The following is a 19,652-nucleotide window of genomic DNA, read 5'->3' as shown; positions in this document are numbered from 1 at the left end:
CCAAAGGTGAGCCAACTCTCTCATTGAAGGTTGAAATCTACGCCTTTAAGGCTCATCCGTATTTACTACGCCCCCACGCTAAGTACCAAAACTCTGTGCCACGGCTCTCAGTAAACGATATGGTTAAGCGTTGTTACTGTGAGGGCAGTTCAAGACGGCGGTAATTTTTCCAGATACAAAAAGTTTACAAAGCGTCATCTCATTTTGTTGTTGCCACTGTTATTTAACATGGAGGCTGTACTGCACATCAGTTTAAATAATCAATAACAAAAGGTTTGCCAAGTGGACAATAAAACATTCAAATTATCGATGATTGCTAAAAGCTTAATTCCAATACTCTCCGTCGCCGTCATTGCAGGGTGTAATGATAGTGGTGGTAGCGCGGATGGTAACTCCGGCGGAAATAATGGCAGCAACATAACAGGCCTATATCAAGCGGGTGATAACGAAGTCGTGGTTTACTATAAACAAGATATTGCTGCCTCTTCAGGATCACCGTACGACGGATGGGGATTACATCTATGGAACGGTGAGGGGTGTACCAGTACTGATCTTCAAGCGATGGGGATCGCCGATGGAGGTACAGCTTGGGGGGCACCTAAGCTAGCCAATGGCGTAAGTGATACTTACGGTGCGTACTACGTATTGAACGTTGATCCGGATGCATCTGATCCTCACAACTGTATGAATTTCATTTTACATAAAGGTGACGAAAAAGCCTTTGGTAGTGCAAACTCAAAAGTGCAACTTAACAATCTTGATGAAAGCAAAGGGCTATTTGGCTTCCATGGTAGCAGTGAGCTGTACTACAAACCTATTGCCGAACGTCCGGTTGTTATTGATGGGCAAAAAGCTCACTGGCTAGATGCGGACACGCTTGCGTGGGAAGCGGCGGCCAGTGCTCAGAAAGTGAAATTGTTTTACAGTGAAACAGCCGCCATCACGATGGATAAAGACAGGAACATAGTAGGTGGCACTGCCGTTGACATGACGGTGCAAGGCGATTTGTCGGAAGCGTTAAAAAAACGATTTAGACACCTAGGAAGTTTAAAGTCGGTCACATTAAATACGACTGACGAGCTACTGCGAACCATTTTAAAATCACAAATTGTCGTGGTGGCTTACAACGGTAATGATGAAGTGATGGCCGCGACAGAGGTACAGAAGCCGGGCGTGCTCGATGCGGTGTTTGTTGATGAAAATACTGGCAATGCTATCAATGAAACTCTGGGTGCAATCGTGACCGGTAACGATGCGAACTTTAAGCTTTGGGCACCAACGGCTCAGCGTGTTCAGTTGGAAATCTACGACGTTGACAAACAGTTAGAGCAAACCGTTGCGATGACTGAAAATAGCGATACCGGTGTTTGGTCTTCTGATGTGGTGAGTGGTGTCGTGGGCAAGTTCTATCGCTACAATGTCAAAGTCTACCATCCCACAACCAAGATAATTGAACAGCGTTTAGTGACTGACCCATACTCTGTTAGCCTTTCTGTTAACTCGCGCTATTCTCATGTGGTTAATCTAGACGATCCTGCATTGATGCCAGAGGGTTGGGGCAGTGCTGAACATGTACGACCTACCGTAAAGAATGATGAAGATCATGTTCTGTATGAATCCCATATTAGAGACTTCAGCTTTAGTGACACATTAGGCACAACCGCGCTGAACGGCAAATACATGGCATTGACGGAGCCTTCTCGTGAATCGGTTACCCACTTGCAAGCGCTTAAAGACGCAGGCTTAACCACGCTTCATGTGCTTCCTGCTTTCGATATCGCGACAATAGATGAAGAGAAAACCGTGGATATTACCGACACGGTCGGTGATTTGTGTGCTGCTTCACCTTCGGCTTCGGTGTGTGCAAGTGCGGATTCGTCACAGGTTATAGAAGATTTGTTAGAAAGCTATGATCCGGCAACAGGCAGTGCGCAAGCATTGATGAACGATCTTCGTATGCTAGACAGCTTTAACTGGGGTTACGATCCATATCACTACACCGTACCGGAAGGAAGCTATGCAACAGACGCGAAAGGCGCTGTTCGTATCAAAGAGTTCCGTGAAATGGTGAAAGCCTCCCACGATATGGGGCTAAAGCTTGTCATGGATGTGGTGTACAACCATACCAACGCTTCAGGAGTGAATGAAAAGTCTGTTCTGGATAAAATTGTCCCGGGGTATTACCACCGACTCAATGTGAATACTGGCGGTGTTGAAACGTCAACCTGTTGTGATAACACTGCAACAGAAAACCTAATGATGGGTAAGTTGATGGTGGATTCGCTAAAAGTATGGGCAGATGACTATAAAGTGGATGGTTTCCGTTTTGATTTGATGGGGCATCAACCTGCTTCGGTAATGATCCAAGCACTGAAAGACGTTCGTGAAATTGACCCTAATACGCTGTTCTATGGTGAAGGTTGGGATTTCGGTGAAGTTTCAAATAATGCCCGTTTTGATCAAGCGAATCAGTTAAACATGGCGGGTACTCAGATCGGTACTTTCTCAGATAGACTGCGTGACGCGGTTAGAGGCGGGAGCCCGTTTGACGGCGGTCAAAACACTGACGGCAAACATCCTCTTCGTTTCAACCAAGGATTTGGTAATGCTGCGTATATCAACGAAGAAGTGACAAGTTCACCAGAAACTACCAGGGCCATGCTTCATAATCAAGATATTGTGCGTTTAGGTATGGCTGGAAATCTGGCGGATTACGTTCTCATTGATTATACAGGGAGTACTAAAAGAGGCAAAGATGTGGACTATAACGGCGCACCTGCGGGCTATACTAAGTTCCCATCCGAAAACATTTCTTATGTGTCAAAGCACGATAACCAAACACTGTGGGACAATAACGCGTATAAGATTGCGACTGGCACATCGTCTGCCGACAGAGCGCGCATGCAAAGTGTTTCTCTGTCTACGGTTATGTTAGGGCAAGGGATTCCATTCATTCATATGGGCTCTGAATTACTGCGTTCTAAGTCGATGCAGCGAGATTCTTATGACTCAGGTGATTGGTATAACCGAGTTCGCTTTGACGGCTCTGACAACAACTGGAATGTGGGTCTACCAAGAGAAGATAAAGACGGTGCAAACTGGGGGTTAATTAAAACCATCATAGCAGACACGACCGCCGAGCCTGATCAAAACGATATCGCCTTGACCAAAGCACAGTTTTTGGAGTTATTAACCATTCGTAGTGAGAGCCCGCTATTTAGGCTAAACAGCGCTGAGGAGGTGATGAACCGAGTTGATTTCCGAAATGTGGGCAAAGGTCAAACCCAAGGTTTGATTGTCATGACCATCGATGATGGAACGACAGCAGGTGCCGATCTAGATAACAATTATGATGCGATTGTGGTTGTGATTAACTCGACATCAACTCAGCAAGGTGCTGTCATATCGGGTGTCACGGGCTTTGAACTGCACAGCGTACAGAAAAACTCGGCAGACACGACGGTGCAATCGGCTTCGTTTAGTGAGGGAACCTTCTCAGTACCTGCATTAACAACGGCGGTGTTTGTTCAACCACAATCGGGCGCTCAAGGTGCAGGCCTACCCGTTGATATGTCAGATAAAGACGTGGATTCTATTCCGCCATTTGGTGACACCATTGTGTACGTTAAAGGTAGTATGAATAGCTGGGCAGATAGTAATGACTGGGCGATGACATTTGTCGGCAATGGCTTGTATCAGTTATCCGCAACGTTAGAGGCAGGTACACACGAGTTTAAATTTGCTGATTCGAGCTGGAGTGCACCAAATGTCGGTTGTGGTGCCGCCACGCTAGCAGAGGGTTCTCTAAGTCTGGGTGACAGTGAGAATTGTAAGCTTACGGTTGCTGAAGCGGGCAAGTATAACTTTGTGTTTGATGCGCGTTATATGCAAGATGACAAGATTGCAAAAGCGATAGTGAGTGTGACGAAGCAGTAGTACTAGAGATCGTTCGAATAGCTTATAGCTTAATAGGTTATTGGTTATTTAGGCAGCGAAACTACGGTTTTGCTGCCTATTTTCTAAAGTGATGGGGATGAGTAACTGGCGGTAACGAGTCTATAGCTAATCTATAACAACGGCAGTGCCACTTGCGGAGACCATCAACATGCCATTGCCGGAACCTAGCACTTCATAATCTAAATCCACGCCAACAACCGCATTCGCGCCAAGCTCATGAGCTTTCTCTTGCAGCTCTTTCAAAGCAATTTCACGAGCGCGCTGTAATTCTCTTTCGTAAGTTCCCGAACGACCCCCGACAATATCGCGTAAGCCGGCAAACATATCTTTAAAGACATTTGCACCTAAAATTGCTTCACCTGCAATTACGCCTTTATAGGCGACAATTCTTTTGCCTTCAATGCTTTGAGTCGTTGTAGTAATCATGAAAACTCTCCTGAGTTGAGTAATAGCAAACCAAATTACAACATAGCAGGTCAGGTAGAGATGTGAAATGACTAACTTTGCCTATTTTAGAAGCAATAAAAAGGAGAGCGTTGCTCTCCTTATATCGTAAACACAAAATTGGCTGAGACTACTTCTTGATAGGGGTATAGCCGTATTCCGCGATTAATGCTTGTCCGTTATCTGAAAGCACATATTTAATGAATTTATCGGCATCGTCATCTATGTCGTCCTTTTTATGTAGCAACAAGAATGGGCGCGCTAATTTGTACTTTCCTTGCGCGATATTCTGTGTCGACGCTTCGACACCTTCAAATTGAATCGCTTTGATGGAACGGTCTACCGAGCCTTCAGAAACAAAACCGATAGCATGTGGGTTGTGATTGACAATAGTTTTCACCATGCTGTTACTGTTAACAACTAAATTTGTCGGGTTGATATCAGAGACCAATCTATCGTTCACAATTCGAGTTAACCCTAATAGGCTCTCAAAACTATAACGTGTCCCCGAAGACGCTTCACGAGTGACAACCGCAATTTCTTTATCTTCACCACCGACTTGCTTCCAGTTGGTGATTTTGCCTTTATAAATATCAAAAACCTGTTCGCGCGAAAGGTTAGGCACTGGGTTGGTGATATTAACCACAATGGCTAAACCATCATAAGCGATAGGGAAGACGTCTAACGCTTCACTGCTTTCTCGCTCGGTTAAGTAGCGACTGCTCATACCAATGTCGGCGACACCTTTCTCAACGAGTGTGATACCAGCGGTAGACCCTATACCTTGAACGGCAATAAACGTGTCTTTATGAGAGGTATTATATTGTTCAGCCAGCACATCCATCACTCGAGCGACGGAGGTAGAGCCGGAAATATTCACTTCTTCAGCATAAGAAAAGGAAGTGGCTGAAATTGAAATAAGGGCGGCCATAGCGACGCGTAGCATAGAATAACTCCATATAAAGTAACGATTCGACACATCATATGTCGTTTGTATGACACTTTTGTGATTAAGGTAAAGAACTCAGCATTCGGCGGTTATATTTTTCTACATCGAGATTAGGCGTCTAACAAAATCCTGAAAAAACAGTTATATTAAATGACAGTGAGATAGAAGGGTGGGAGTGTATGACATTAATTCAAATGTCCCAATGTCGGCTTGAACGCTGTGCCGAAATGGTATGTATGAACCGGAATAAAAGTATCCCGGTTGAGCTTGGAAAGTCTTTATTTGAAACGATTCCTAACGGCGTGTTGTTTTCTAACGCCCATTACTTGCTCGATTCGACGTTTTCTGATTATACCAATCCAGTTGCTAAAGTTGAGTTTGATAGTGTTGATAAAACTTGGCATCTGTCGATTCCTTTTGAGGATGATGAATCACAATGGATTCCATATCCATTTTTGTCGCAAAGCCGCGATCTTACTGCGATCATGCGYGAAATTGAGAAAGACCCAAAAGCCTATTTTTGGTAATTTTTCCGTAATATCTTGAAAAATTGCTAGAAATAGAAATAGAAATAGAAAGGGAGAGCGTTAGCTCTCCCTTTTGAGTATCGATGTCTAGGAAAACGCCATTAAGTACGGTATCGGATAAGGACTTCGCTAAGTGAGCGTGTTGCTTCCGATAGCGTGGTAATAGAGGCTTCGCTTCGTTGGGCGACTTCTTTAATCGTCGCCGATTGTGAGCGTATATCACTGAGTTCGCTTGCAATACTGGAAGCAACTGAGCTTTGCTCCGTAGCTGAAGTGGAAATTTGGGTACTCATATCCATTACCGCTTGAGCCGAATCAGAAATTGAATTGATATCATGTCCAATATCAGAAATAAGTGCGCTGCTCGATTGCGCTTGTTCAACGGTTTGTTGAGTAATAGAGGCGATGTTATGGCTTTCAGATTGCAGTTTCTCTATCATCGTTTGAATTTCAACCGTGGCGGCTTGAGTTCGGCTAGCAAGAGTACGAACCTCATCAGCGACAACAGCAAACCCACGACCTTGTTCACCTGCGCGGGCGGCTTCGATAGCTGCGTTGAGCGCGAGCAGGTTTGTTTGCTCAGAGATGGCATTAATGGTGGTAATCACTTCATTAATTTGAGTCGTGTTTTCTGTTAGTGCAGAGACGGAGTGAGACGCCTCTTGGATGAAATTAGACAACTTGTTAATGTCGCCAATAGCTTGCTGAACTCTTTGATAGCTTTGTTCAACTTGCTTAGCGTCATCTTCGGCTTGTTGGTTTGATTGCTGCGAAATGTTAGAGACCTCTTGTGACGATGCGGTCATTTCTTCCATTGCGGTTGCCACGGAGTCAAGGGATGAATATTGGCTACTAATTTGACTGTTACTGCGGGCCAACTCTGAATGAAACTGTACCGAGGTTTGCTCTAAGCTGGTTGCAGACGACTTTACGGTCACAACAAGCTCGGTTAGCGTATCCATGGCTTGATCAAGTGCCACACCAATCGTGCCAAACTCGTCTCGACCTGCGACAAAGTTCAACCTTGAGGTGAGATCGCCATCAGCAATTTTTTTGGTGGTGGCATAAAGTGTCCACAGTGCACCACCTAAAAAGGTGCTTAGCCAATACGCAAAAATACCAAATGGTAGTATCCAAAGAGAAGTGAGAGCAAGAGAGGTTAACGCATTAGATTTGGCTGTTTCGATGCTGGTAGATGCAGAGTGATGTAAGCCGTACCGTTTGCCATTATTTGCTTGTGCGACTGCCTGTACGGTTCCGTTGTTGATGGAGCTCACTTGCGCTGATGTTGTTGTAACACCTAGAGCACGAAGTTGCTCAGGACTTGGCGTTGTTTCAAGGTAACCTTGTAAGCGTGACTCCGCTGCGGTGAGCGCTAGCTGTTCCGCGTGAATGACGGCATCTTGGTATCGATTTATCGCAGTAAAGGATAGGGCAAGTAAAAAGAGGGCAAAAAGTACCCAAACCTTATCGCTTATCGACATTTTAATAAAAATTGAGTCGATTTTTCTAAATTGAACTTCTCTCATAGAGACTCCGCTGCTTTCTTATAATTTGTTTGAATAGACAAATGAACAGGAGGCCTTCGAATGAAGGCCTCCTGTTCCACATGCTATCTTTGATATCGGCGAAGATGTAATTTCTTGAGAGCTTTTACATTGTTAATGTGACTAATGTCTATATTTACAAGCTAGGTAGGATATTCATCGAAATCAATACCTGTGATACGACGATGATTAGCCCAGCCGCAAACGATAGGTTTAGCGCCACTTGCCCACCAGCAACAACATAAGCTTGGTCGTTGTCTAGCGACGTTTTGCGTACTTTCTTTATCATTGCTACTGGTAAAAAGATCGCTAGGGTAGCGAGTGCGATAGCCGCATAGCCAAGTGCCATAATAAAGCCCTGTGGGTAGAAAAGGGCAAAGCAAAGCGGCGGAATAAAAGTAACCAGTGCCGCGATAATACGTTGCTGCGTAGTAAGTGTACCTACGTCATCGTCCTTAGCATTAGTGCTATTCACTGTGCTTTTCGTGGTGTTTACTGATGTGTTGTAGCGGCTACCGAGGTCGCGAAGATATTCAAACAACCCTAGACTCACCCCTAAGAAAGACGTCATCAAAGCAAGATCGGCAAACACGCCAATGACGGTTGCTAACTTATCAATATGTACGGTTTGGGCTAATGACGCGATAAGGTTACTAAGGCCAGTATTGTCCAATAAGTTACTTTGACTGACGACACCAAGCGTGACAACTTGCCAGAAAATATAAATGACCAATGGAAGGCTAGAGCCAATCATGACCGCTTTGCGCAGTGAGCGAGTGTCACCTTTAAGGTAGTTGACTATCGCCGGAATACTGCCGTGAAAGCCAAATGAAGTGAAGATAACAGGGATTGCAGCAAGAATTAATCCTTGCTGTACTGGCATGCTCAGCAGGTATGAGTGAGTGACACTCGGTGCCAGAAGAAAAAGCACGCCACCCATCGCAAGAAGTTTGATGGTGAACAGAACTCGATTGAGCTTGTCGACAGCGTGTGTTCCTAAGGCAACAGTTAACGCTACTAAGAAGGTAAAGATAAGCGTCGCGACGGTGCTCGACAGTTCAACCCCTAAGATCATTTCCACACGTTCACGAAACTGACCGCCGCCGCCTGCAATGTAAGCAGCACATAAGGCGTAAAATAAGACCAGCATAGCGATGCTCGCAATGTATTGACCTTTTTTACCTAAAATTTGTTTTGCAAGCGTATGCAGAGTAGCTGAGTGGTCGGCATGCTGGTGAAGCTCAACCATTAGCAGCGCGGTATATGCCATAAGTGCCCAAAGGCTCATCATAATGATTAATGAGGTGCCGAATCCAATACCAGCAGACGCGATAGGCAAGGCTAGCATACCTGCACCGATAGTCGTTCCCGCAATAATGAGTGTGCTTCCAATAACTTTTGATTTCATGTAAATAATTCTTTACGTAATGGCTTTCTAAAGTGTTACCGACTAGTTGTCTGCTAGGTTTAGAGCGCTTTAATCTGGATTGATAGTGATTATGTAGACAATTAAATGTCAAAACAAGCAAAATGTAAGATTTTTTATTACCATGTGTAAACTATGATTTACGATTTGCAGTTGCTGGTTGATAAGTGAGCAAAGCAATCGATTAACAATGAGGCGGGTCAAATATTGTCTATTAGAGCTTGGGTTTAATTGGAACGTCATATAAGTTAGTTATAACTCAATGAAGAGTGCCTATACGGTCATCGCCGTTAATGTTGGGCAAAGAAGGAAGATATTATGGAAACAGCAACGCACGAAGATGCATTAGAGTGGATGGATGCAATGGAAGTAGGGATCATCCTATCGGACTACCAAGAAAGTGATCATCCAGAAGAAAGCCTATCTTGAAATAGAGGCACTGTTATGGTGCCTTAAGCGTCTCATTGTTTAAACAAACCCGCGATCCCCCGCTTTTATAGTCCTACCTAGCCGAACCTCGTTAACATTCTTGCTTTTCCACACCTAGACTAAAAATATCTGATACGATCATGGAGGATTGGGGATGATGTGGATTGCTTATGTAGCGATACCGACCTTAATTGGTATTTGTGCCTACTATTTGCCGAATAGTTGGATGTTAGAAAACTCTGCATCTTTTATCGTAATACTGCCAGTGTTTTATCTCTGTACTACATTGGTGTTGTTGGTAAAAAAGAGACGCATCCTCGCCAGCACGAGCCTAGTATTAGCCGTGAGTTGGTTGCTTCCTCTTAGTCCTATTGCCTTTAGTGGAGCGGAAAGCTGTGAAGGAAATGAGGTGTCGGTGCTGCAATACAATGTGTACTATGGCAATCCTCAACTGGACTCTTTTATTCAGTATGTTCGAAAAAATAAGCCTGAAATCCTTATTCTTCAAGAAGTGTCTCCCAGACACGGTGAGCAGTTAAAAGCGCTTACTGAACTTTACCCTTATCAATTTGGGGGACAACGCCGTGTTGGGTATCCGAGTGGTCAAATGATATTGAGTCAACAACCGTTATATGGAATGAATTCAATAGCTTCACGCTCCGGACATAAAATCCTGAAAGTAATTTGGCGCGCAACTGAAGATAAAGATGTGTACTTAATCGCAGCGCATCCGCCATCCCCAAGAACTGAACAATTATGGGTAGAGCGAAATGAGGTGCTACAAGATGTGATGCGTGAAGCGAAACGCTCTCCTTTGGATACCACGCTTGTTGTCGGTGATTTCAATTTAGCGAGCACGACTTACCGATTTACGGCGCTGATGCCAGACTTTCAGACCGAACCCGTTATCAGCTGGCCCTCTTTTCTCGAGCGTTGGCTTGTACCATTTCAGCCTATTGTTGCCATTGATCACCTCTGGGCCAGGACAGAAAATGAAGGGTTGTTAATCTGTCAGCGAGAGGCTCTTTCTCAAATCGGAGGGTCTGATCATCTTGCGATTCGCACTTATTTAAACCTATAGCGCGCAATATAGTATGAAATCTAGTTCGAAAGCGGCGATTGGACATGAAAAAAGCGCCTTAAGGCGCTTTTAACTATTGTCATTTACGAAATATTTATAGCTATTACTTTTTACGGCAATATTCGCAACGTAGCCACATAGACTGGCCTTCAACTTTTCCTGAGAATAGTTCTGGATCGTCTTGTGCAAGACCGATGTTTCGTACCATGGTGCCAATTTTAACCACCATTGAAGACCCCTTAACTGGAAGGTCCTTGATGATTGTGACCGTGTCACCTTTTTGTAATGGTGCACCGTGGCAGTCAACGTGTTTTAGGCCATCATTTTCTAGGCCCGTTTCAGCCCATGTTTTTGTCTCTTCTTCCATGTACATCATGTCGAGAAGATCTTGCGCCCAGCCTTCAGCTGAAAGGCGGTGCAGTTGACGAAATGCCACAACTTGAACAGGAGCAACTTGGCTCCACATGCTGTCATTTAGGCAGCGCCAGTGGTTAACGTCCATTGACTCTGGATTTTCAATTTGGCTTGAACATGTTTCACAAAGCATGATTGCGTGATCAACGGTCACGTGCGAATGAGGTGCGACAACAAACGGAGATAGTGACGTTTCAGCCGCACAAAGTTCACATTTGTTTCCACAGCGCTCTAGCATCGTTGCTTCAGTAGACATACTTAACCCTTATTTTGGTGAGATCGGGCGAAAGCCTCGTCCGATGGTTATTCTGTGGTACTTAATTTTAGTATCACCGGATTGATAGCCGCGCATTATACATGGTTTTAGTTAAAAGTGTGACATAGAAGCAGAAAAGCACGGTAACGAGCCGTGCTTAAAGGTGAAAGGTATATCTTCTTACATATGTTGTTTTCGAGATGAACGTTACATCGAATATCTTTACGTCTATTAGGCTAATAACGTTAAGAGTTTGGTGCCTGACAGGTGGGGGCTTTCGTCGCGTAATCGGGTAATGTTGCTGCTTTCGCTTTGAGATCGTTGATGCGGGTATCGTGCGAAGGGTGAGTTGAAAGTAATTCAGGAGGTTGATTCCCCCCGGATGCTTTCGCCATGTTTTTCCATAAATCAACGCTTTGTCGTGGGTCAAAGCCACTTTTTGCCATGAGTTCTAGACCGACAATATCGGCTTCAGATTCTTGAGTGCGTCCGTAGGGGAGGATTACCCCATACTGAACGCCGACACCAAGTGCTGCCATGGTCACATTTTGATACTGTGACCCGCCAAGGGCGACGTTAGTAATTTGCATGCCGGTATTGGCAAGTTGTGACTGTGACAACCTTTCATTACTGTGGTCGGCGAGAACGTGAGCGACTTCGTGCCCGATCACGGTTGCGAGCTGGTCGGGGGTCACAGCGACATTGAGCAAACCGGTATAGACACCAATTTTACCGCCCGGCAATGCGAAGGCATTGACTTGATCGCTGTCGAAGACAACGACTTCCCACTCAGAAAACTCAGCTTGTGGTGGAACGTGGTCGGTAATGGTTTTCGCGACACACTGCACGTAGGCGTTGATTGCTTTGTTAGTGCTGATTTTTTGCTCTTTCTTCATTTGCTCAAACGATTGTGCGCCTAACTGGCTCATTTGACTGTCTGAAAATAGAATTAATTGATTGCGACCAGTCGGTGATGATGAGCAGGCAGCGATGGAAGAGGTGATGATTGCGGCGGCGCAGACCTTTGCCCAAGTATTCATGATGTTATTACTCCTGTACATCCATGCTAACGCGCTCTGTTGCTCATGGTCAAAAACAATTAATTGAACAGGGCTGCAATGAGCGGTGACTATGTTGATATTTGCCAAACGAAAGAACTCAAGGCATCATACTTTTCATTAATGGTTCTAAGTATAGGATTTAACAGTGAGTATTTGGAAGAAGAAACTCTCATTAGCTGCGCTAAATCGCACTTCCGAGAATACACTGATTGAACATTTGCAAATTGAATACACGGATTTTAGCGACAATTCATTGTCTGCCACTATGCCAGTATGCAGTTTTACTCACCAGCCATTGGGGATGTTACATGGTGGTGCGTCGGTGGTGTTAGCTGAAACGTTGGGTTCGCTTGCTGCGAACTATTGTGTCGATGAAAATCATTACTGTGTGGGATTAGATATTAATGCCAATCATGTACGAGCGATGCGTTCCGGGCATGTTATAGGCTGTGCAACGCCTATACATCTTGGGGTGTCTACTCAGGTATGGCAAATTAACATTACTGACTCTCAGCAACGATTAGTCTGCACGAGTCGTTTGACCATCGCGGTTAAAAAACACAAAAGAGTCGCATCATGATGGTTGAATTTAGTGGCGGTAAAGTGTTGATGACCCCTCATGAAATTGTGGTTCGCTTAACGGGTAATCATGTTACGTTGCAAGCCCAAGTGGATGCGGTTCAATTAATTTTGCCAGCTTGCGTCATTTCGGCCAATGGGGCGGAGTGCAAATGGTCCATTCGCCTAGATAATCAACAACAGCTCCAACAGATTGCGAATGAGACGGGAATCGAGGTTCTGTCTTTGTAACTTGCTAATTACCCTCTTAAAGGGGAAACTAATACTAAAGCCATTTCCTAAGTGTTTCCTCTTTATGAGTAGTCCTCGTCTTCGTAAACAGTTCGAAATTTTATTCGAACACTTCTCTGGTCAAAATGCTGAAACTCAGCTCGACGATGTCACCGAAATATTATTTTGCACCCGCCGTAATGCCCGTATTGTACTGAATAAGCTTGAAGAAGCGGGTTGGATTGAATGGCACCCGGCAGCAGGCCGTGGAAAACTCTCCACGTTAAACTTTAAGCAAAACCGCAACGATGTTAGTGAGACGCTGGCTCGCCGCTATTTAGAGGAAGGGCGAATTGGACATGCACTCAATGTATTAGATAAAGATGCCAATCGACTTAGCAAAGTGATCCAAAGCTACTTAGGGGTAACACAGACCGATGGTAAACAAGTCATACGACTACCGTATTATCGTGCACTTTCTATGCTTAATCCGGCTAAACCATTGCGACGTTCGGAATTACATATCGCAAGGCAAGTATTCAGTGGTCTAACTAAGCTGGATGAGCATGATGAGATCAAACCAGACCTTGCCCACCATTGGCAGCAACTAAGCGATTGTCACTGGCGCTTTTACATCCGACCAGGTGTGCGTTTCCATAATGGTGAATTGCTCACGTTAGAGCATATTATCTCGAGTATTGAGTCATTGAAAAGCTCAAGGCTGTTCTCCCATATTGATCACGTGGTGAGCCCATCACCTTGGGTATTGGATGTACACTTTTCACAACCTGACTTTCAGGCGGCTTTTTTGTTCGCAGAAATCAGCGCCAAAGTACTGCCGCCATTGAGCATGAGAAATGACGATTTTGATCGATTCCCTGTCGGAACGGGACCTTATAGCGTCACCACGAATAATGAGAAACGACTCATTCTTTCTGCATTTGACGGCTATTTTGGCTATCGACCACTTCTTGATACCGTGGAAGTGTGGATTATTGATGAGCCTCATTCGACTCTGGTATTTCCTACTCTAGCCGATCCTATTGCTGGGGCTCGTTCTGAAAAACATGATGATATTGAGCTCGATCCTGGCTGCACCTATTTACTGCTAAATAGGGTGAGTGGTCTTGCTAAAGATGATGTTTGGGCGCGTTATCTGACTAAAAAATTAACCTCACTAGCGGTATTTAAAAAATTACCGGAAAGTACCGTAACGGACTTGGGGATCATCCCTGCCCATGGGTTAAAGCCTGGGTGGTATCATCAGCCAATACACGACGACCCTGTTGAACGTGTGAATATTCAAGAGCTTGAGCTCACAAGGGATATTAAAATTGCCTATTATTCTGAGCACCCAACATTCCCAGATATTTCACGGGCAATAGAAGAGCTGCTAAAGCAAGACGGTATTCGCACTCAGTTTATTCGCTATGGGCATGATGCTCCGGACGTTGAAAATGTCGATGTTTGGATAAGACCAATGGGTATTGCGACCAAAAGGGAAGAAGCGATTGCAAGTTGGCTATTGGATTACAGTGGTATCGAGTCGATGTCAAAGCCAGAGGACTTTTTGGCCTGGTCAACGTTGGTTGAAGAATGGCGAAGCCAAGAGGGTTACAAGTTTCCGGCGCAAGAAATAGCCAAGCTGTTAGTACAAAATTACCAAGTCATACCCATGTTTCACTGTTGGTTAGGTATCAGTAAAGATCATTGTGGTAGCCTGCAAAACGCCAAGTGTAATGCCCTCGGGTGGTTTGACTTTAGTCAGGTTTGGGTTAAACCTGACGAACTCATTTACCAAAACCACCAGATCACCAGTGACAACAATAAGAGAAATGAGTAATGGCGAAACCTAATAGTAAAGCGCCATCAAAATCAGTGGATGTGTTTTGTAGTAAATGTGGCGCCAAGCTTTATCGGTATAAAAAAGGCGGTAAGGGTGCGTTGGTAAAGTGTTTCAAAGAAAGAATTACCGAAGATCACACGAATAATTTAGGCGTTTGCCCAGGCTGTGACAGTGTGTTTGGGCGAGATACTTTAGTTCGCGGTACACCTGCCATTAAGATGGTAGGTGGTAAGGTCCGCATGAAATAAATTGGAGAAGTGTAGTGAAATCTAACGCGATAACCGTACTTACCACGGTGCCTAACGAGCAGCAGGCAAACCTTATTATTTCGGCATTGTTAGAAAAGCAACTCGCGGCTTGTATTCAAACGCAAGTGATTGGAAGTCACTATATGTGGGAGGGTAAAGTTTGCAATGAACAAGAGATTTTACTGATCATTAAATCCACTAATGAGGCGTATTCCAAGCTTGAGCGCTTGATTATCGAACTTCACGATTATGATGTGCCGCAAATTGTGGCGCTGCCCATCGAGGCGGGCTATAGACCGTATTTAAACTGGTTAAAAAGTCATGTAAAGCCGTAGTATGGCATAGTAATGTCGCTCATTTCTGAGCGACATTACTATTGTGTAGGGGCTGCCTATGCTTTGAACTGCTCTTTAGCCCATGGCTATGATTGAGTGAGTTAACGGTGGCGCGTTAGAAAGAAAAACAAGAATAGCGACGCAACAGCACCGGCCGTATCACAGAGCATGTCTTTTTGTGCATCCCATACATCCCCTTGTGAACCTAAGAACGCGATGCCTTCATCGCCCCCAGCCAAAACGGCATACCACCATTCTATAATTTCGTAAGCGGCAGCTAAACTCATGATGGCGAATAAAGCGAACAGGGCGGCAGGTATCCGATTCATGATTTTGTTTTGGTAAACATATTCTGCTATCGCAAATGCGTACAAGCCAATAGAGAAGTGGGCGACGCGGTCAAAATTATTTCGTTCAGAACCAATCAATTCGTTAAACCAATCAAATGGGACTTCTGCAAAAGTATATTTTGCGCCAATCGTATGCAGTACTAACCAGATAAACATCAGCATATAAGCGACGGTAGAGAAAGTGAATCGACGGGAAACAAACCAGATTAGTAGCAAAATCCCAATCGCAGGCACGACTTCTGCGATCCAGACGGCGCGAGAGTGAGGCTCGATTGATGAAAAGACTAAGATGAATGTATAAAGCGCAGTTAAAACCGACAGAATGGGGCGCTGAACGTGTGAAGGGGTCATACATTATCCTTATCTGTCACGATGGAATCACTATAGTACACTTTATTATATGGATGTGCGGTTTCTTACGAGCAGTTGGCACTGAACGTTGTACCTGTTGATTAGTAAAAGAACTTTGTGATGGGTGTCGCATTTCTGTTGGCTGTTACTGAAATAGACCCAGCAATACTTTGAAACTCCGCTAACTTTTTCTTAACATCGCGCTACAACAATAAAGATAAGAAAGTGAAGTCATGAAATTAGAAACTGTCGATTATTTAGCGCCAAACGCTCCGGAGTTATTTGTAAAATCATTACGCGAGACGGGATTTGGTGTACTAAAAAACCACCCGATCCCAAAATCTCTGGTTGAGTCCATTTATAAAAACTGGCAAGCATTTTTTAGTTCTTCTCAGAAGGAAGGCTATCAATTTAATGTAGACACCCAAGATGGGTATTTCCCGCCTAGCGTGTCTGAGGTTGCGAAAGGTCATGCGGTCAAAGATATTAAAGAGTACTTTCATGTCTACCCATGGGGGCAAATCCCTGCGGAGTTAAAGGATGAAATTCTGGATTATTACTCTCGCGCTAATGCCTTTGCTGAAGAGCTATTAGGCTGGGTTGAGTCGCATGCACCAAAAGATGTACAAGAAAAGTTCTCTATTGCACTGTCGGAAATGATTAACAATAGTGATAAGACACTACTACGAGTATTGCATTACCCACCAATGACTGGCGATGAAGAGCCAGGCGCTATCCGCGCGGCAGCGCATGAAGATATTAACTTATTAACGGTTTTACCCGCTGCGAATGAGCCCGGATTGCAGGTCAAAACCCAAGAAGGCGATTGGCTAGATGTGCCTTGTGATTTCGGTAACTTGATCATCAATATTGGCGATATGCTACAAGAAGCCAGTGGCGGATATTTCCCGTCGACCACGCATCGTGTGATTAATCCTACCGGTGAGAAGCAGACACACTCAAGAATTTCATTACCTCTGTTTTTACATCCTAAACCAGAAGTGGTGTTATCAGAGCGCTATACCGCTAACAGTTACCTGATGGAGCGCTTAAGAGAGTTAGGTGTAATCTAACTCGTAACTTGTTGGGTCGTATGAGTCTAAGCCAGTGAATAACTATCACTGGCTTTTTTGTGCTTGAACCCATCTAGAGTTAGTTGTTTGACGAGGTTGAATCGATACTTCGTTAGGTAACGTGTCTTTTAAGCTACGCATTCAATTTGGAGAAGTGCTAACATAAAAAGAGTGCATTAGGGAGTAAAGTGTTGACAGAGCAAAGAGATAGCGAAGTTCATGCCTTTAGAGCTGAGGATAATCCATTAATTTGGTCGGTGCTAAATCGTTTAGAAGCCAGCACGAGCAGTTGGAAGATTCATGTCTTAGCCTCGGAGCTAATGAATGATAATTTAATCCCTGTACTTGATGAGCGACCAGAAAAAGATCTGTTCAAGCGTAACTTCTTATTGATGAATGCTCTATATCAGCTACAGGCGATGTTGGTGCCAGAAAAGTGGCTGAACGTGGAGGCAATGAGTATTGAGCTACTGCCGTATGACATGTTGAACCACGGTATTTCACCCTCCGATCCATTACGTGAATACTACTTAGATTGGTCACATTACGAGGCGGATACTTTGGAAGTAAAGCGGTTATTGAATGACTTTTGGGATAGATATAAGTCACATGTCGGTGCAAAGGGCGTGACAATGTCACAAAAGAAAGCGTTCGATTTTTTTTGTCTGGACGAAACCGCGACAGCAAAAGAGATTCGTCAAGCCTGGCGCCGCAGCGCATTGAAATGGCATCCCGACCGTGATGGTGGGGATGCAGAACAATTTAAGTTGGCTTGTGAGGCGTGGTCGTTGCTTAAATAGTGACGAGAAACCAAAGCCGTTTATCTTGGATGTAATCAACGATTTTCGCTACTAACTCGTTTAACGCGGTTGACGCATTTTAGCGCTGCGTAGCCTATTTAATGCAGAAAGGGCATCAATAACACGGGGCTTGGCCAAGTCACCTGAATTAGGCATTCTTGAGCTCCAATCTCCCTCTAGCAAAGTGAGTATCGCTTTGGGTGGATGTTCGGACCAACCAGGTTGTTGCGCGAGTTGGAAGATTAACCAACCAATCGCATTCAATTCAGCATTGGATTCCAATTGTTCTAGCGCTTTTAGGTCGATAGTTTCTTTACCAAAGCGTAACGAGTTGCCGCCTTTTCCTGATACACGGAATTTGCCTTCCGCTAAAATCGACATTAAGTGCTCTGAATCAACATGACGTGGCGGAATCATCTCCAGTGGCTTTTCGCTCTCATTTTGTCGTTCACTAGGGTGCAACTTAACGACTTCTTGTGCTTTTTCTGTTACATCAATCGCCTGATAGTCATGCATCTGAATGACAGTGTTGGCAACATCAAGGTAGTCTCCTGAGCCGCCCATGACAATTATGGTGGAGATATCAAGTTCATCGCGCAATTGACCAACTCGATCAACAAATGGCGTAATAGGTTCGGCCCCTTTAGCGACAAGCGCTTGCATACGCTCATCACGAATCATAAAGTTGGTCGCTGAGGTATCTTCATCAATTAAGATGCCCGTTGCACCAGCTTCAATAGACTCTTGTAGCCACGCAGCCTGAGACGTTGAACCTGAGGCATCTTGAGTGCTGAAGTCACTGGTCTCTTTACCAAAGGGCAGGTGGTTGATGTAATTGCTTAGGTTCAAGTTGTGAATTGAGCGACCATCTTCTGCTTTGATTTTAGTAGCGTCAGTTGAGGTAACAATGCACTCGCGACCATCGCCAGGAATGTGGTTGTAGATTGAGCGCTCGATAGCGTTAAGTAACGTAGACTTACCATGGAAGCCACCACCTACAATTAAGGTCACGCCTTTTGGTACACCCATTCCCTTCACTTCGCCGTGATTAGGACGTTGCAGTGTCACCTCTAGTGAGGGTGGTGAAACAAATGCTATGGCGTCTTTCATCGGGAAATCACAGTTACCGGCAATACGTGGTAGCACACTGCCATTGGCAACAAACGCAATTAGGTCGTGTTCGTCTAGTTGACGGCGCAGTGCGTCTTGGTCTTCGATTACTTCACAGTGGCGCTTAAGCGCTTCAACATCGATTTCACGTTCTAGCGTACATTTACGAATATACTTTGGTAGGTGGAATGTCAGGATGTTCGAGGCTTTTTTGCCTAAGATATTTCGACCTTCTGCTGGTAGGTTAACTCGAAAACGTAACTCAATACCTTCATCACTAAAAACCACCGAGGTAGAATCCATAACGGTTTGGCCCGTTAATGTGACTGAGACACTGTTTTCTTGCTTGGCAAAGTCGGCAAAGGTACGCGCAATAAAGTCTCGAGCTGCCACTTGGTAGCTTGGCGAACAAGCTTTAAGCCATTCTAGGCCAGTTAATGACCACTTTCTGAAAGCACGAACTCGAGAGGCGGTGGCGTAAGGGTCGGATTGGACGTGATCAATATAAAAATCGAAATCAGTAAAGTCGTATTGGCCCTTGATTTGTTGGTAGGCTCGGTAGTTCTGTTTTTCAATTTTCTTTAGTTTGGCTATCAATTGATCCATGACGCAAATTCCGCATTTCTAGAGTTTGGGGCGCGATTATAGGAGCCGCGCTA

Annotated in this window: 18 protein-coding genes; 10 read left to right on the top strand and 8 right to left on the bottom strand. The window is 44.6% G+C overall.

Going from position 1 to position 19,652, the window contains the following annotated elements:
• Positions 1-282: 282 nt before the first annotated feature.
• Positions 283-3,936 (top strand): pullulanase-type alpha-1,6-glucosidase, encoded by a 3,654-nt coding sequence (pulA, locus tag L4D74_RS06360; RefSeq protein ID WP_428751295.1) that lies wholly within the window; start codon positions 283-285, stop codon positions 3,934-3,936.
• Between the two features lie 126 nt (positions 3,937-4,062).
• On the opposite strand, the gene L4D74_RS06355 is transcribed toward pulA, so the two are convergent.
• Entirely contained in the window at positions 4,063-4,383 is a 321-nt protein-coding gene (locus tag L4D74_RS06355) for a heavy metal-binding domain-containing protein (protein ID WP_428751294.1), read from the bottom strand.
• A 148-nt stretch (positions 4,384-4,531) separates the two neighbouring features.
• Positions 4,532-5,347 (bottom strand): phosphate ABC transporter substrate-binding protein, encoded by an 816-nt coding sequence (locus tag L4D74_RS06350; protein ID WP_428751293.1) that lies wholly within the window; start codon positions 5,345-5,347, stop codon positions 4,532-4,534.
• 182 nt (positions 5,348-5,529) lie between these two features.
• Between L4D74_RS06350 and L4D74_RS06345 the strand changes: the two genes are divergently transcribed.
• Positions 5,530-5,877, top strand: coding sequence for a DUF3024 domain-containing protein (locus L4D74_RS06345; RefSeq protein ID WP_428751292.1), 348 nt, complete (start codon positions 5,530-5,532; stop codon positions 5,875-5,877).
• A 101-nt stretch (positions 5,878-5,978) separates the two neighbouring features.
• Here L4D74_RS06345 and L4D74_RS06340 read toward each other — a convergent pair whose 3' ends face one another.
• Both L4D74_RS06340 and L4D74_RS06335 read right to left on the bottom strand, forming a co-directional pair.
• Complete coding sequence (locus tag L4D74_RS06340; RefSeq protein WP_428751291.1) at positions 5,979-7,406, bottom strand: methyl-accepting chemotaxis protein; 1,428 nt, start codon at positions 7,404-7,406, stop codon at positions 5,979-5,981.
• 154 nt (positions 7,407-7,560) lie between these two features.
• On the bottom strand, positions 7,561-8,832 hold the full coding sequence (locus L4D74_RS06335; RefSeq protein WP_428751290.1) for an aromatic amino acid transport family protein: 1,272 nt from the start codon (positions 8,830-8,832) through the stop codon (positions 7,561-7,563).
• A gap of 601 nt (positions 8,833-9,433) precedes the next feature.
• Between L4D74_RS06335 and L4D74_RS06330 the strand changes: the two genes are divergently transcribed.
• Positions 9,434-10,360 carry an endonuclease/exonuclease/phosphatase family protein gene (locus L4D74_RS06330; protein WP_428751289.1) on the top strand — a complete coding sequence of 309 codons (927 nt, stop codon included), beginning with the start codon at positions 9,434-9,436 and terminating at the stop codon, positions 10,358-10,360.
• Positions 10,361-10,463: 103 nt separating this feature from the next.
• On the opposite strand, the gene L4D74_RS06325 is transcribed toward L4D74_RS06330, so the two are convergent.
• Both L4D74_RS06325 and L4D74_RS06320 read right to left on the bottom strand, forming a co-directional pair.
• Positions 10,464-11,030: an alkylphosphonate utilization protein gene (locus L4D74_RS06325; RefSeq protein ID WP_265673978.1), complete on the bottom strand. Its 567-nt coding sequence runs from the start codon at positions 11,028-11,030 to the stop codon at positions 10,464-10,466.
• Between the two features lie 245 nt (positions 11,031-11,275).
• On the bottom strand, positions 11,276-12,070 hold the full coding sequence (locus tag L4D74_RS06320; RefSeq protein WP_428751288.1) for a M48 family metallopeptidase: 795 nt from the start codon (positions 12,068-12,070) through the stop codon (positions 11,276-11,278).
• A 166-nt stretch (positions 12,071-12,236) separates the two neighbouring features.
• On the opposite strand from L4D74_RS06320, the gene L4D74_RS06315 reads away from it, so the two are divergent.
• The 5 genes from L4D74_RS06315 (at position 12,237) to cutA (ending at position 15,309) form a co-directional block, all read left to right on the top strand.
• Positions 12,237-12,671, top strand: coding sequence for a hotdog fold thioesterase (locus L4D74_RS06315; protein WP_428751287.1), 435 nt, complete (start codon positions 12,237-12,239; stop codon positions 12,669-12,671).
• Complete coding sequence (locus L4D74_RS06310; protein ID WP_428751286.1) at positions 12,668-12,901, top strand: DUF3389 domain-containing protein; 234 nt, start codon at positions 12,668-12,670, stop codon at positions 12,899-12,901. Before L4D74_RS06315 ends, L4D74_RS06310 begins: the two co-directional genes overlap by 4 nt.
• A 64-nt stretch (positions 12,902-12,965) precedes the next feature.
• Positions 12,966-14,723: an SgrR family transcriptional regulator gene (locus tag L4D74_RS06305; protein ID WP_428751285.1), complete on the top strand. Its 1,758-nt coding sequence runs from the start codon at positions 12,966-12,968 to the stop codon at positions 14,721-14,723.
• The gene (locus L4D74_RS06300; RefSeq protein WP_428751284.1) at positions 14,723-14,974 is read left to right on the top strand and encodes a hypothetical protein; all 252 of its coding nucleotides are present in this window, start codon (positions 14,723-14,725) and stop codon (positions 14,972-14,974) included. The genes L4D74_RS06305 and L4D74_RS06300 overlap by 1 nt, the downstream gene beginning before the upstream one ends.
• Positions 14,975-14,988: 14 nt before the next feature.
• Complete coding sequence (cutA, locus tag L4D74_RS06295) at positions 14,989-15,309, top strand: divalent-cation tolerance protein CutA (RefSeq protein WP_428751283.1); 321 nt, start codon at positions 14,989-14,991, stop codon at positions 15,307-15,309.
• 101 nt (positions 15,310-15,410) lie between these two features.
• On the opposite strand, the gene L4D74_RS06290 is transcribed toward cutA, so the two are convergent.
• Complete coding sequence (locus L4D74_RS06290) at positions 15,411-16,010, bottom strand: DUF2238 domain-containing protein (RefSeq protein ID WP_428751282.1); 600 nt, start codon at positions 16,008-16,010, stop codon at positions 15,411-15,413.
• Between the two features lie 233 nt (positions 16,011-16,243).
• On the opposite strand from L4D74_RS06290, the gene L4D74_RS06285 reads away from it, so the two are divergent.
• On the top strand, positions 16,244-17,083 hold the full coding sequence (locus L4D74_RS06285; protein ID WP_428751281.1) for an isopenicillin N synthase family dioxygenase: 840 nt from the start codon (positions 16,244-16,246) through the stop codon (positions 17,081-17,083).
• Positions 17,084-17,271: 188 nt separating this feature from the next.
• Positions 17,272-17,883 carry a DNA-J related domain-containing protein gene (locus L4D74_RS06280; protein WP_428751280.1) on the top strand — a complete coding sequence of 204 codons (612 nt, stop codon included), beginning with the start codon at positions 17,272-17,274 and terminating at the stop codon, positions 17,881-17,883.
• A 60-nt stretch (positions 17,884-17,943) separates the two neighbouring features.
• Here L4D74_RS06280 and L4D74_RS06275 read toward each other — a convergent pair whose 3' ends face one another.
• A complete protein-coding gene (locus tag L4D74_RS06275; protein WP_428751279.1) occupies positions 17,944-19,599 on the bottom strand; it encodes a P-loop domain-containing protein in 1,656 nt (551 codons plus the stop codon).
• Positions 19,600-19,652 lie beyond the last annotated feature (53 nt).

Origin of the sequence: Vibrio cionasavignyae, from assembly GCF_050337155.1 — a bacterium.
Classification (GTDB): Bacteria; Pseudomonadota; Gammaproteobacteria; order Enterobacterales; family Vibrionaceae; genus Vibrio; species Vibrio nomapromontoriensis.
Note: the sequence above shows the minus strand (reverse complement) of the source record. Positions and strands in the feature narration are given on the sequence as shown.

Excerpts from the sequence above, each read along its gene's own strand:
- L4D74_RS06355 (WP_428751294.1), bottom strand. The coding sequence starts at position 4,383 with ATGATTACTACAACGACTCAAAGCATTGAAGGCAAAAGAATTGTCGCC.
- L4D74_RS06350 (WP_428751293.1), bottom strand. The coding sequence starts at position 5,347 with ATGCTACGCGTCGCTATGGCCGCCCTTATTTCAATTTCAGCCACTTCC.
- L4D74_RS06275 (WP_428751279.1), bottom strand. The coding sequence starts at position 19,599 with ATGGATCAATTGATAGCCAAACTAAAGAAAATTGAAAAACAGAACTAC.
- L4D74_RS06325 (WP_265673978.1), bottom strand. The coding sequence starts at position 11,030 with ATGTCTACTGAAGCAACGATGCTAGAGCGCTGTGGAAACAAATGTGAA.
- L4D74_RS06310 (WP_428751286.1), top strand. The coding sequence starts at position 12,668 with ATGATGGTTGAATTTAGTGGCGGTAAAGTGTTGATGACCCCTCATGAA.
- L4D74_RS06290 (WP_428751282.1), bottom strand. The coding sequence starts at position 16,010 with ATGACCCCTTCACACGTTCAGCGCCCCATTCTGTCGGTTTTAACTGCG.
- L4D74_RS06340 (WP_428751291.1), bottom strand. The coding sequence starts at position 7,406 with ATGAGAGAAGTTCAATTTAGAAAAATCGACTCAATTTTTATTAAAATG.
- L4D74_RS06335 (WP_428751290.1), bottom strand. The coding sequence starts at position 8,832 with ATGAAATCAAAAGTTATTGGAAGCACACTCATTATTGCGGGAACGACT.
- L4D74_RS06285 (WP_428751281.1), top strand. The coding sequence starts at position 16,244 with ATGAAATTAGAAACTGTCGATTATTTAGCGCCAAACGCTCCGGAGTTA.
- L4D74_RS06305 (WP_428751285.1), top strand. The coding sequence starts at position 12,966 with ATGAGTAGTCCTCGTCTTCGTAAACAGTTCGAAATTTTATTCGAACAC.
- L4D74_RS06330 (WP_428751289.1), top strand. The coding sequence starts at position 9,434 with ATGATGTGGATTGCTTATGTAGCGATACCGACCTTAATTGGTATTTGT.
- L4D74_RS06320 (WP_428751288.1), bottom strand. The coding sequence starts at position 12,070 with ATGAATACTTGGGCAAAGGTCTGCGCCGCCGCAATCATCACCTCTTCC.
- L4D74_RS06300 (WP_428751284.1), top strand. The coding sequence starts at position 14,723 with ATGGCGAAACCTAATAGTAAAGCGCCATCAAAATCAGTGGATGTGTTT.